At 69.3% G+C, this 12,186-nt stretch carries 9 protein-coding genes and 2 pseudogenes; 6 read left to right on the forward strand and 5 right to left on the reverse strand.

Going from position 1 to position 12,186, the window contains the following annotated elements; genetic code table 11:
• Positions 1 to 126 precede the first annotated feature (126 nt).
• Together AB0F03_RS37220 and AB0F03_RS37225 are read right to left on the reverse strand one after the other, a co-directional pair.
• A complete protein-coding gene (locus AB0F03_RS37220; protein ID WP_362000770.1) occupies positions 127 to 390 on the reverse strand; it encodes a hypothetical protein in 264 nt (87 codons plus the stop codon).
• Between the two features lie 936 nt (positions 391 to 1,326).
• A complete protein-coding gene (locus tag AB0F03_RS37225; RefSeq protein WP_362000773.1) occupies positions 1,327 to 1,887 on the reverse strand; it encodes a TetR/AcrR family transcriptional regulator in 561 nt (186 codons plus the stop codon).
• A 95-nt stretch (positions 1,888 to 1,982) separates the two neighbouring features.
• Between AB0F03_RS37225 and AB0F03_RS37230 the strand changes: the two genes are divergently transcribed.
• A complete protein-coding gene (locus tag AB0F03_RS37230; RefSeq protein ID WP_362000776.1) occupies positions 1,983 to 2,723 on the forward strand; it encodes an SDR family oxidoreductase in 741 nt (246 codons plus the stop codon).
• Positions 2,724 to 3,051: 328 nt separating this feature from the next.
• Here the strand turns inward: AB0F03_RS37230 and AB0F03_RS37235 are convergent, their stop codons facing one another.
• The gene (locus AB0F03_RS37235; protein ID WP_362000778.1) at positions 3,052 to 6,159 is read right to left on the reverse strand and encodes a discoidin domain-containing protein; all 3,108 of its coding nucleotides are present in this window, start codon (positions 6,157 to 6,159) and stop codon (positions 3,052 to 3,054) included.
• A gap of 943 nt (positions 6,160 to 7,102) precedes the next feature.
• On the opposite strand from AB0F03_RS37235, the pseudogene AB0F03_RS37240 reads away from it, so the two are divergent.
• Positions 7,103 to 7,228: pseudogene (locus AB0F03_RS37240) on the forward strand (IS481 family transposase); the annotation flags it as partial.
• Between the two features lie 551 nt (positions 7,229 to 7,779).
• Here AB0F03_RS37240 and AB0F03_RS37245 read toward each other — a convergent pair.
• A pseudogene (locus AB0F03_RS37245) lies at positions 7,780 to 8,082 on the reverse strand (hypothetical protein); the annotation flags it as partial.
• 456 nt (positions 8,083 to 8,538) lie between these two features.
• Here AB0F03_RS37245 and AB0F03_RS37250 point away from each other — a divergent pair.
• The 4 genes from AB0F03_RS37250 (at position 8,539) to AB0F03_RS37265 (ending at position 11,336) form a co-directional block, all read left to right on the forward strand.
• A complete protein-coding gene (locus AB0F03_RS37250; protein ID WP_362000780.1) occupies positions 8,539 to 8,880 on the forward strand; it encodes a helix-turn-helix transcriptional regulator in 342 nt (113 codons plus the stop codon).
• Positions 8,877 to 9,833, forward strand: a complete 957-nt coding sequence (locus tag AB0F03_RS37255; protein ID WP_362000782.1) for a hypothetical protein — start codon at positions 8,877 to 8,879, stop codon at positions 9,831 to 9,833. The genes AB0F03_RS37250 and AB0F03_RS37255 overlap by 4 nt, the downstream gene beginning before the upstream one ends.
• 193 nt (positions 9,834 to 10,026) lie before the next feature.
• Positions 10,027 to 10,839, forward strand: a complete 813-nt coding sequence (locus AB0F03_RS37260; protein ID WP_362000785.1) for a phosphatase PAP2 family protein — start codon at positions 10,027 to 10,029, stop codon at positions 10,837 to 10,839.
• Between the two features lie 44 nt (positions 10,840 to 10,883).
• Complete coding sequence (locus AB0F03_RS37265; RefSeq protein WP_362000788.1) at positions 10,884 to 11,336, forward strand: hypothetical protein; 453 nt, start codon at positions 10,884 to 10,886, stop codon at positions 11,334 to 11,336.
• Positions 11,337 to 11,355: 19 nt separating this feature from the next.
• On the opposite strand, the gene AB0F03_RS37270 is transcribed toward AB0F03_RS37265, so the two are convergent.
• Positions 11,356 to 11,634: a GlsB/YeaQ/YmgE family stress response membrane protein gene (locus tag AB0F03_RS37270; protein WP_356826397.1), complete on the reverse strand. Its 279-nt coding sequence runs from the start codon at positions 11,632 to 11,634 to the stop codon at positions 11,356 to 11,358.
• Between the last annotated feature and the right edge of the window lie 552 nt (positions 11,635 to 12,186).

Below are 12,186 nucleotides of genomic sequence, written 5' to 3' on the forward strand. Positions count from 1 at the left end.
ATCAGGAAGCAGCGGCCCCGCCTCATCCCCCACGGGGCGGGGATCAGACGAAGCGGGGCCGCACCCCGCCCGCCGGATGCGATCCAGCGGCCGGGCGTCTTAGGGGACCAGCTGCAACCCGCCGCGTCACTGAGCAGCGACAGCGGGGCAGCTGTCGGTGTGCCGGTAGCCGGGTATGCAGGCGGCCGACCGGGTCGGGAGCCGTATGTCCTCGAATCCTTCGCCGATCTGTATCGGCTGGTCACACGCCACGCAGATCCTCGCGCGGGCGGCCCGCTCGATCGCGTCGTCGTCCACGGGCTCACCGAGCGGCCCGGGGCGCTCGTACAGCGTCAGCATCGCCTGGACGAGCGCCGCGACGTCATACACGTACCAGGTGGCCGTCGCCACGCCGGCTCCCGGGCATCGGCGAGGGTCCGGTTCGCCGTGGCCACCAGATGCACCGCGGTGTCCCGGTAGGTGCCTCGCATCCGGGGCGCGAGGCGCACCAATTCTGAGAACAGCAGGCCGGCGTGGTCGGTCAGCCGCCGGCACTTCGTGTCGAGGTCCTCGCAGGGCTCGGCCAAGTATCCGGACAGCACCTCCGTGTACGCCTCCCGCATCGTCGTGACGTCGACCGCCACGGTCTGGTCAACGTTCACCGTCACCCTCCAGCGTGGCGAGCAGCTCATCCACGTCGAGCACCCGGAACGACGAGAGCCTTCGCACGAGAGTCGAGCCGAGCAGCAGCGGGGCCGGGCGTTGCTGCGAGCGGCGCCCATGAGTAGTGCACCTGCACGCGGTTGGATCTCGCGGTGCCGCGCCTCATGGAAGGCGTCCGGGGCGATGGCAGCCGGCCACCGTGTGATGACCGCGCCGATGGTGCCGGTCTCGTGTGTGATGGCCTACGACGAAGGCGAGCCGGTCGGCTTCGCACACGGTGCGCCGGCCACCCCGGGCCGCGAGTGGTGGAGCGAGTGCGTGAGCGAACCGCCCGCGGACCCCTCCGTCTTCTCGTTCTCCGAGCTGATGATGCGGCCGAAGTGGCGCAAGACCGGGGTCTCCGTTCGGTTGCGTGACGCGCTGCTGGCCGACCGCCCGGAGGCACTGTCCGTCCTCCTCCGCCGACGTCAACGACCGTATCCGCCGCCTGATGGGCCAGCCGGTGACCATGGACCGGACGCAGCAGTACCACGAGTTGCTCGCCGAGTGGCACGACCTCGCGGCGGACGACATAGAGCCGGCCGTGTGAAGCATGCAGCAGTGCCCCCGGTCCCTCGGATCGGAGAGGGGCAGGGCTGTTTCACCGGGCACGAGGCGCGGGTGCTGGCCTTGTGGAACCTGCGCTCACCGGTCAGCGCCTTGTCGGGTAAGACCGTCGAGGACGACGTTCATCAGAGGCCGTGCCCTGGATTCCCACTCATCCCGGTCCAGTCGGCCGAGGTATGCGATGAGCAGGAGGACCCCGTGGGCGTCCACGTCTGCGCGGATGGAACCTGCCGCTTTCCCGGCGTCCAGCAGGTGACCGAGGGCGCCTTCGATGGGGTTGTGGCTGTGGGCGACAAGGTCCTGCCACGCCGCCGCCTCAAGCGCTGCCAGGACGCCGCGCTTGATCTCGGCGTAGTCGATCACTCGGTCGAGCCAGTGACGCAAGGCTTCCATGGGCTCGTGTTCCGCCAGCAGAGCGGAGGCGGCGGCCACCAGTTCTTCGACATCGCGCCGGTAGACCTCGGCGAGGAGCGCTTCGCGGTTGGGAAAGTTCCGGTAGAGCGTTCCCTGTCCTACACCGGCGCGCTTGGCGATCTCGTTGAGGTGGACGTGGTGGGACTCGGCAAGGGCCGCGCGGGCGGCCTCCAGGATGCGGGTCCGGTTCTGCGCCGCATCCGGACGGCGTGCTGGCGCACTCATAGGCCTCTCCTGATGTTCCGCCCACCACAAACGGACACGTGTCCGGTAGGGTGAGCCATCCAGCGGACACGTGTCCACTTTACTCGGAGGCAGTAGTGCTCTCTGTTCACGACAAGATCGTCGCCATCACCGGAGCCAGTGGCGGCATCGGCGAGGCCACGGCCCGTCTGCTCGCCCAGCGCGGCGCCGCGGTCGTCCTCGCAGCGCGCCGCAGCGAGCGCATCGACGCCATAGCGCAGGACATCCGAGAGGAGGGGGGCCGTGCCGCCACGTGCGTCGTCGACGTCACCCAGGCCGAGGACCTTCAGCGCCTGGTCTCCACCACCATCGACCAGTACGGCCGTCTCGACGTACTGGTGAACAACGCCGGCATCGCCCCGATCAGCCCACTGGCCGACCTGGACACCGAGAGCTGGTCGGCCATGATCGATGTCAACCTTCGCGGCACGCTCAACGGCATCGCCGCCGCACTGCCCGTCTTCCGCGAGCAAGGGGCGGGCCACGTCGTGAGCATCGTCTCCGTGGCCGGCCTGACCGTGTCTCCCTCAATGGCCGTCTACGCAGCGACCAAGAACGCGGTGCGCACCATCCACGAGGGTCTGCGCACGGAGTCCACCGACGGGGTGGTGCGCACAACAGCCATCTCGCCGGGATACGTCCGCACCGATCTCGCCGACTCCATGACCGACCCGCACATCCGCGAGCAGACACGCACGAACATGGACGCGGTGGGCATCCCTCCGGCGGCAGTTGCCCGTGCGGTGGCCTTCGCCATCGAGCAGCCCGGCGACGTCGAGATCGGCGAGATCAACGTTCGCCCCACCGTCCAGGCATAACACTTGCTGTCACCGGTCAAGTGAGCAGCTCGAAGGCCATCCGGGTCTGGCTCGGGCGGCGGGGCATCGCCACACTGTCCCGGAACGGGCCGACCAGATCCGCAACCGGCTTTGGCGCGGGAGATGCGATGGCGGAGAGGCCGGTCCGTCTGGCGGGCGAGCCGCCACCGCCTGGAGGACGGCCGCGCAGACCCAGTCGGTGGTGGGAAGAAGAGGGCGTTCGCTTCGGTGGCGGGTCCACAGCGCCACCTGAGTATCTGACGACGGAACTCCCCTTGGATCGCAGGGAGTTCCGCTGCCAGATGTGGTTGGCGTGCGGGAACCTCGGTCAGCGCACGGAGATGCTGATCAGTCGGGCGTCGCCCCGCTTGCCCGCGTCGGTCGCCAGTGCCACGTATCGGGCGGTGGCGTCAGTGGAGATCCGACGGCTCCTCCCGTGTCCGGTGAGTTGACCGGCTTGCGTGTAGGTCAGACCGTCGCTGCTGAATTCTGCTTTCTGGCCCGGAACGCGACCGCCGGTCCATTCCGTGCGAATCTCCCGGACGGGGCGCTCGGCGCCGAGGTCGACGACCATGCGGCCGTCGGGACCGGGTGTCCAGGCCGTGTGCGGGTCACCGTCGACGGCGGCCGAGGGGTCCGACATGCCCGGCGGGAGCGGGTTGGTCGGGAAGGTCGTCCGGCCCAGCGCGAGATCGTCCAGCGGGTAGGTCTCGGCGCCCCGCAGCGTGACGGTGGTGGTGCGGCCCGCGCGGACCTCCGCCACCTCGCTGTGTCCCTGGCCGGTCACCCGGAGGCGGCAGTACGGGCCGGTGAGCCGCACGGTGGCGGCGTCGACCACTTCCGCCTCGAGCCCGGTGGGCAGTTTTCCTCCGGAGGTCGCGCTCACCACGATGCGCGGAGGCAGGAGTTCGGCCGTGGCGGCGTCAAGATCGGCCTCGTATGCGGTGCCTTGCGCGGTGAGGGTCTGGCGTCCCGCGAACAGGATGACGTGCGCGCCGGATTGAGGGATGTCGACTCGCGTCGTCACCTGCTGTTCGGACAGGTTGAACAGGCTGAGGTGCTCCTCCGTGAGAGCCGCGCGGACGCTGTCGTCCTCGGCCTGCGGAGCGGCACCGCGCGCGAGGTCGCGGAGCTTGTCGGTGGATATGCCGGGAAAGCCTTCCACCAGCAGGGGCGCTGCCGCGCCGTCGGCCAGGACGATCGTGTCGCCGTACACCGCGAGCGGCTGCTTGGATCCCCGGACGACGAGGCCGGCCCGTCCGTCGACGTCGAGCCAGCCGCCCTTGCTGGAGACGTCGGGCTCGGGCCAGGAGACGACGTCGTTCCACTGCTTGCCGTCGGTCGATCCCTGCACGGTGTAGGCGCGCCCGGCGGCGGCCTCCCAGCGGAGGGTGACACGGTCCACCATGTGTGTCGCTCCGAGGTCGACGGCGATCCAGCTGTCCGTCCGGGGCCGGTCCGCCTTCGAAACCGCCCATCGGCTCGTGGCGTTGCCGTCCACCGCCAGCGCCGGCTCCTTGCCGGGGTCGTACGAGGAGGCGGTCGCCGTCCCGCCCCGGGCGAGGTCGGTGCCGTCCGAGCCGTCGCGGGCCTCGAAGGCGTAGAGGGAGTAGCCGTACGTCGGGTCGGGCAGGACGCCGATCATGCGCAGGTGTCTGACCTCGGTCTTCGCGAAGGTGACCTCGTCGACGCGCGGGGTGGCCGCAGCCGGTCGGGCGTCCTGGGCGGTGACGGTGGCGCTGCCCTCGGCGAAGCGGTAGGTGCGTGAGCCCGTGAGGCCCGCCATGCCCGGCATGGTGAGATTGTGGATCTCCAGGTGCCCCTCCCTCGCCGCGACGCCGGTCGTCGCGTAGACGACGGCGCCCGAGGGCAGAGTGGTCAGGCCCGCGCGGCCGGTGCTCAGGCGCAGCATGGTGGCGCTGCCGTCGAATCCGTCACGGACAGTGCTGTACGTCCGCACCTGGCGGCCGGTCACCTGAGCGGCGGTACTGGGCAGGAACATGGGGTTGGCGCCGCTGACCTTGAACAACCAGTTGTCGTGGGCCGGTTGCCAGGCGAACTTCACGAATCCCGGCTTGGTCACGGCGCCCGCCCATGCGCCGGTCGACTGGTGGGACACGAGACCGGGAACGGTGCCGAAGTCGGTGACGCCCGCGGCGTGCTGGAACAGTTCCTCCGAGGTCAGCGGGCGCACAGTACGGCCCTGGCTCGCGGCCCACAGATGCAGGAGGTAGCTGATGGCCACCTCCGCGCGGGCCTCGGGCTCGTACTTCGGTTCGCCGGAGAACTTAGCCAGACGGTACTCCGGCGGGTACTGCTGGTAGGCCTCCAGCCGGTCGGCGAGCGCCACTTCCGCCCAGGCTGCCGCGCGGTCGCCGGTCACCTGGGCGAGGAAGGCGAGCGGGATGACGTCACGGCCGTAGAGGTGCTCGCGGTCGTTGACCATCGGCATCAGCGGCTCGCCGGCGTCGCTCATCACCCCGAGCAGGGTGCGCCACAGCTGGTCCGCGTTCGGCTGGTTGGTGAGGACCTGGGGCAACGGGCGGCCGGCGGTGATGAAGTGGGCGGCGTTGCGGCCGGACGTGCGGAACAGTTCTTCCTGATAGTGCGGGCCGAACGATCCGTGGTTCTCGACGATGAAGGTGTCGTAGAGGTTGCGGGCCTTGTTGTCGGAGACGGGGACGCCGTCGACACGTGCCGGGTTGACCAGGTCGGCCTGGGGCAGTCCGGTCTCGTTGCGGGACCAGGTGCCGAAGGCCTTGTCCCAGTCGGCGTGCCGCGCGTCGTCCGGTGCCCAGGCGAGCCCGGGAGCGAGGGACTGCGCGTAGACGCCCATTTCCTCGAGCTTGGTGTCGCCCTCGTGACCGCCGAGGAGCCCGTGCGGGGTCCAGCTGCCGGAGTTCGGGTCGTCGCCGGTCCCCAAGTTAGTGGTATAGGCGGCCTGTTCGCGGGCGATCGTGTCGACCTTGCTCCGGGTGGCCCCGTCGAGGTCGTCCCATAGCAGCCGTGCGGCCAGCACGAAGTACAGCTGGAAGGTCGTGTCGAAGAACAGGGTCCGCCCCCACTGGGTGCCGCCGGTCAGCCTGTTGGACGCGGCGAAGTGCTGGATCGTCGCGATCGTCCGGGCCTTCAGCGTCTTTTCGTCGATCCCGGCGCGGTCGCTGTCGTATGTGCCGTGCGTGAGGAGGACCGCGTTGCCGAGCACCACGGCGAAGCCGAAGTCCTTGTCCGTGTAGTAGCCGCGGGTCGCGTCCCACTGCGTCTCGGACCAGTGGGTGTGGTTCAGCAGGACGCGGTAGTAGGTCTCCGCGATGGTGTCGGGCGCCGTACCCGGGCGTCCATGGGCGCTCGCCGTGCCGCTGCCGAGGGAGACGGGGACGGTCGCCGCCAGTGCGGCACCGAGAAGCTGGACGAAACGGCGGCGATCGACATTCATGGATGCATCGGGCACGCTGGGCGCCTTTCGATAAGACAACGTTGTCAAACAGCTGTCCGAGATTGTTCGTCTGGAATCATCCGTCCGTCAAGGGGTGAGGCGGGAGTGATCGCGGTCGTCTGGGGACACACTGACGGCCTCCGGCGCGGTCCGGGCAGGACGGCATCCGCGCGGGTGCCCCTGTCGAGAGGTCGACGGGGGCACCGGCAACTGCGCTGGAGCCGAAGACTGCTGTGTGCGTGAGGAAGCGGTACCGGCGCATTCGCGGCCGTCGTTGCCTCTTGTATCTGCCGGCAGTGGAGGGAGTTACTCGGCAAGACGCTGGGCGTTTAGGCGCGTGGACGGCGAAGGCATCAGGGTCCTCGGGCAGTGAGGGGGCTGCGGGCAGGGTTGCCGGTGCCGCGCCGAGCACGGTCGGCGCGGCACCGGGGGAGACCGACGTACGGGCCGGCGTCACCGTCGACCCGGCCACCCTGATGAACACCGGCGGCAACTACCGCAGCACAGTGCCCGAGTCCCTGACGCCGCGGATGCTGGACATCGAATACCGCGAAGGCGACGTCAACCTGCTGCCGGACCTCGCGCGGCGCCCGCTGCCGGTCGGCCTGCTCAGCCGTGAGGCCGGTGACCGACTGGTGTGCAGCCCCCCGGTACCAGGACATTGTCGCCGGTGCCTGGCACACCGGAAGGGGTGCCCCGAGCGTCCGGGCGACGTGTGGTTCGCTACGCCGGCCGAGCGGGGGCCTGTGCTGGAGGCAGCCTTATCTGCCCGCGTCGCCGTAACACCGGGGGTGGAGACCCGCTCCTGAAGGTGGTGCGGCATCGAGCCGGCCGCGGATCTTTCCGCACGATCTCCACGAGTGTCATCACTCGGCTGAGTGCTTGGCTGCCCTGAGCAGCGAACGTCCCCGAGGCAACGGCCGGGGTCACCCACGAGCGAGATCGGCCCTACCGCTCAGAGACCGAACGACGCGAAGCGTTTCCGCCATGGCTGCACGTCTACCACCACCACCGCGGTCACGCCGCCTTGAGGGGCCGACCACCCGTCAGCCGCTCCCCGACCTCATGAACCGCTTGGCCGGTCGGGCGCCTTTCCGCGAGCTCCCGCCGCGCGCTGGTGAGCTCGCATGATCGTGGAGTCCACCGAGACGGCCCAGTTGAGGTCCTTCTCCCGCGTCGGCCTGGGCCGCCGGCGCGGTGAAGACCCGCTCTCGAGTGCCGTCGCCGGCCCGCATCCCGCACCGGTCATGGACGCCCCGCCAGCTGGCCGGGCGATCGCGTCGATCACCTCACGATGGTCTCGCCAACGGCCGCCCCGCTTCGGTGTCCGGGCCGGGAGCAACGGCTCGATCCGCGCCCCCTGCGCATGAGTCACCGGCACACCCGGACCAGCGACCAACTGATCCGGACCAAACTGCCTGACACCAGCCCCAGAGGGGGCGGCACCGGGAGGCCAAGCCGTCGTTGTCCTCCGCGTGCCCCGCCCGCCAGGCACCGTTCGAAGCGGGTGAACCACGAGGAGGTGGAGGACCTGTCTGACAGAAAATCTTGTCCAGGGGCGCGGGCCAGAGGATGAGTGCTGCTAGGCCGTGTTCTAGAAGGTGTTGGCTGCCTGGGTTGCCGTCCCGGGAAGTCGCGGCCGGTCACCCAGATGATGAGGTCCTTGACGATCCGGCCGATGCTGGTGTCGGTGTCGACCTCGTGTTCGCGCCGTGTGCTGTCGCGGCGAACAATCTCGTAGCCGCCTTCGTCGAGGACAGCCACGGAAGCGAACCGCGCGGGGTCGTCTTCGTCGGGTTGGATGACGATGAACGTATTGTCCGAGTCGTTCAGCTCGCCGATCAGGCCGAACAGCGCGTCCTCAGACGGGTCGTCGATGTGGTGTCCGTTCTCGCTGTCGACGCAGCAATAGGTTTCCGTCATCGGTCCGCCCTTACCCCCTGTGCCGACGTGCTGCCGCCGTCAGCATGGGCACGCTTAACGGGGATTAAGACCCTCCGAGAGGAATCTATCGACGGGGCATGGCAGACGGCCATAGGCGGCGATCTGCGCTTCCCGGAGGCACTGGGGAAGCGGCCGCCCGGGTCGGGCCTCGGCGAACGCTGCCTCGCCAGCTGCGCCCGGTCGGTCCGGGCAAACAGAGTCTGGTCCATGGAAGATCCAACGGAGGCGAGTCGGGTCCGGCGGACACGGTGGGAATGACATGCCTCCCGGACCAGGCCGCGGTGGACATCCTCAACGCCGCGCGGAGGCGTCGAGGAGACCGCCGTCGCGCCCGCCGGCCGGGAGAGGGTGACGCTCGCCGCGGGCGTGGAGGCGCTGCCGGTGATCGCCCAGGGCTGGGCTGGCATACTTCGTAGCTCGATATATAGTCGACGCATGACACGCCAGAACCCGTCCTTGACGGAACCGCAGTACTTCATCCTTGCTGCGCTCATGGATGGACCGTTGCACGGCTACGGCATCATCAAGGCTGCCGAGCGGGCCACCGACGGGCGGCTCCGGATCGCTGTCGGCACTCTCTACGGCGCGCTGGAGCGGTTGGAGCGGGCCGGGCTGTTGGCCGCCGACCGTGAGGAGATCGTGGACGGGCGGGCGCGGCGCTACTACCGGCTCACCGAGGACGGCGCCGAGGCGCTCGCCCGGGAGGCGCTGCGGATGCAGCAGGCGGCGGCTGTCGTCATCGGACGCTCGCGGGATGCCGGAGCAGCCCCGGCATGAACCGTTTGCTGCTTGCGGCCTATCCCAAGTCCTACCGTTCCCGGCGGGGAGAGGAGTTGCTGGCCTGCCTGGCCGAGGCGTATCCCGGCCGTTCCTGGCCCCCGCCGCGGGAAGTTGCCGCCTTGGCGTGTGCCGGGGTGCAGGCCCGCGCCCGTGCCGTCGTCGACGACGCGGCTCGTCCGTGGTGGCTGGACGGCATCCATCTGGCCGCCCTGGCCCTCGCCGTGCTGGCGCTGGTTCCGTATCTACAGGACGTGTGGCACTGGGCACTGCACATCGACCCCGGCCAACACGCCATCGCCTTCCACTTCTCCGGCTGGTATCCGTGGGCCGGAGGTCCCACGCGGATACGGCTGCTGCCCTACGGGCTGCTCCCGCTGGGCTGCCTGATCGCTCTGCTGCGTGGCAGAGCGTGGATCGCGCTGCCGGCCGCGGCAGCCATGCTCTGGGCCGGCGCCACGACCCACGGCCGCACCCTCTTCGGCAGCGAGGGCAAGGCGGGCTTGAGCTACTACGGGTTGGGCGCCCCGCTGACGGCCCGTGACCTGGTGCTCTCGGGGACGCTGTGCGCCGCGTGCGCCGTGCTGGCGCTCTGCCGTCCCAGCCGCCTGCGACGCCACTCCTACCGCTGGATGGCCCCTGTCGTGCTCGGTATGTTCATGGCCGGGGGCCTGCACATCATCTCCGTCAGTCCCGTTTTCCAGCGCGGCTTATTCGTCCTGGAAGTCACCGCGCTGCTCGGCGCGTGGGTTGCGACGGCAGCCACCGGCGACCACCGGTGGCTGATCCCCGTCGCGGCGGTCGCGATCGTCCGCACGCAGGCGATCGTCGTCCAGCCGGACGCGTTCATGCAGTCCTTTCCGGACCTGGTCGTTCTCCTCCTGCTGATTGCTCCCCTCCCCGCCCTGGCGATCACCGCCCAGCGCCGACAGGGGCAGGCTTTCCCCGAATAGGAGCGGACCCCCGGTGAGCCGGCCGAACCCGGCGGCCCACGTCGTGCCACAAGGCGTGCGTGACCTAACTCCCCTCAACGGAAGAAACAGAGCGATGACTCAGCACGATTCTCCGGCCCCGCCCGCGCACCGTCCGGAGGCCTCAAGACAGGCCCCCGCCGACCCCAGCCCATCGCGTACGACACGGCCGTGGATGCCGGCTCTGCTCTACACCCTGGGGTTCCTGACGGTCTACCTGCTCGCCATCTGCACCCCGTGGGGGCAACGAGCTGAGAACGCCCTGTTTGGTCTCGGTAAAGGGAACCCCGAAGCGGCATGGATCTACCCCCTGTCAGGAGCGGCCTACGGCTCGACGCCCCTGCCGCCGCTGGAATTGAGCGCCAAGCCCACCCTGATGGTGGGCCTGGCCGTCATCGTGGTCCTCACCCTGGTGCGGCGGTGCTGGTGGCCGGGGTGCGCGGCACTCGGGGTCGTCATTGTCACGACCGGAGGCAATGAGGTGCTCAAATCGACCCTGCCCCGCCCCGATCTGGTGGGCGCGCCCGAGAATCTCCTTGATCAGGGTTTCCCCAGCGGGCACACGGCCATCCCCGCCGCGCTGACCCTCGCCGCCGTCCTCGTGGTTTCCCCCCGCATCCGCCCTTATGTCGCCACGGCCGGTGTGCTGTGGCTCGCCTGCATCGCCGCCTACAGCGCGACCAACGGCGGCCACCGGCCCAGCGAAGTGCTGGGGGCCACACTATTGGCCTGTGCCTGTTACGGCCTCGCAACCTGGCTGCTGCCGCCAGCCGCCGCGCCGGGCGTCCCGCGGAGCCCCCGAGCGCTGCCCGTCATCCCCCTGACGCTGGCATTGGCCGTCGCCCTCGTCTCCGGCGCACGGAACGACACCCTCACGAGGTCACTGGTCTCCGCGGCGACGGGCTTCATATGTGCGGCCCTGGTCTGGTACGCCGCAGTCGATCGGCCCGCACACACCGCACGCCGCACACGCCCCGCACTGGGCTGATCGATAGGGCGGCGTGGCTCGCCCGCCATGTAGCAGGGTCCGCTTTGGATCTGGAAGGGTGGCCGGTCGACGCCGATACCGGGTTCGACCATCCACTTCGGTGCGGCCGGCTCAGTGCGACGGCCGTGTTCTTGCTCGGCCGGCCGCTGCGTGACCTGGGCGATTTTGCGGTCGGTGCGTGCCAGCCACATCACGTTCCACACCCGCTTTCTGTGGAATCAGGTTTGTCAAACATCGCCGGCGCCGCGTGCACGCTGCTCGATGATGGAGTGCAGCTCAGCGGTCGTTTCGGGTACGACAAGTGCGGTGCTATCGGGCGTGGCGACGGGACGTCCGTCGCGGCCGACGGCACGCAGATGGACACCTTCATCGACAACCTGTTCGCCGAGTCCAGCCTCCGACACAAAGGCGCGCTCAGCCCGGTTGAAGCGGGGTCGGCCGTACACGCCGACGGCTCCCGTCCTGCGAGCAGGGGGAGCCGTCCGGGTGGGTCGTAAGGCGTGTGCCTTCAGTGGGTCATGCGTGGCGGTGCGAGTGCCGATTACCGGTGATGAGGCGGTAGACGAGCAGCAGGATGAGGGAGCCGACGATCGCGGCGATCCAGGTGGACAGGTTGAAGAACCCGTCGATGGAGTCGACACCGAAGATCACCTTGCCGAGCCAGCCGCCGAGCAGACCGCCGGCGATACCGATGAGCATGGTGACGATGATGCCGCCGGGGTCCTTGCCCGGCATCAGAGCCTTGGCGATGGCGCCGGCGAGCAGGCCGATGATGATCCACGCGATGATGCCCATGGTGTGTCTCCGCTTCGTCGTCACATAAAGGCTGTGTTAGCTCTCCGTCTATACCGAGCGCGTCCGAGTAAACGTCTCATCCCGGCGTAACCCGGCCGGCTCCTGAATCGTGAGGGGCTCCCGGCAGGATCCGCTCTTGGCCTTGTAGGTGGTCCAGGGTGGGCAGCGTTCGTCCGTAAGGGGGCGCTGGTCGAGCGACCCGTTCCCGTAGTACTGCGGCGGCGGAGGCCCCGCACCCGGCTCGCCCGTGATCGGCTGGGCCGGGCCGCTTGCGACTTGGTGAAGCTGGGCTTGTGTCCCTTGCGTGGCATGCGGCGGGCGCGGTACTCCGATTCCGGAACCGATCCGAGGGGGGCGATCGTATGAACGTCTCGGACGAGTAGCGCAACGCGTGGGAAGGTATCTGGCGCCAGACTTCCGAGGTCCGGGGGCGAGGCGATCTGGGACTCCGACGTCCTTAGACCGTGTCCTACATGGTCAGTTGCCAGTTGTGCTGGACATGGGGAGTGGACGGTGGAGATGGATCGTTCCGGACGGCTTGTGGGAGATAGC

This window comes from Streptomyces sp. NPDC028722 (assembly GCF_040637655.1).
In the GTDB taxonomy this organism is placed as follows: domain Bacteria; phylum Actinomycetota; class Actinomycetes; order Streptomycetales; family Streptomycetaceae; genus Streptomyces.

Excerpts from the sequence above, each read along its gene's own strand:
- AB0F03_RS37225 (WP_362000773.1), bottom strand. The coding sequence starts at position 1,887 with ATGAGTGCGCCAGCACGCCGTCCGGATGCGGCGCAGAACCGGACCCGC.
- AB0F03_RS37235 (WP_362000778.1), bottom strand. The coding sequence starts at position 6,159 with ATGAATGTCGATCGCCGCCGTTTCGTCCAGCTTCTCGGTGCCGCACTG.
- AB0F03_RS37250 (WP_362000780.1), top strand. The coding sequence starts at position 8,539 with ATGACACGCCAGAACCCGTCCTTGACGGAACCGCAGTACTTCATCCTT.
- AB0F03_RS37255 (WP_362000782.1), top strand. The coding sequence starts at position 8,877 with ATGAACCGTTTGCTGCTTGCGGCCTATCCCAAGTCCTACCGTTCCCGG.
- AB0F03_RS37260 (WP_362000785.1), top strand. The coding sequence starts at position 10,027 with ATGCCGGCTCTGCTCTACACCCTGGGGTTCCTGACGGTCTACCTGCTC.
- AB0F03_RS37270 (WP_356826397.1), bottom strand. The coding sequence starts at position 11,634 with ATGGGCATCATCGCGTGGATCATCATCGGCCTGCTCGCCGGCGCCATC.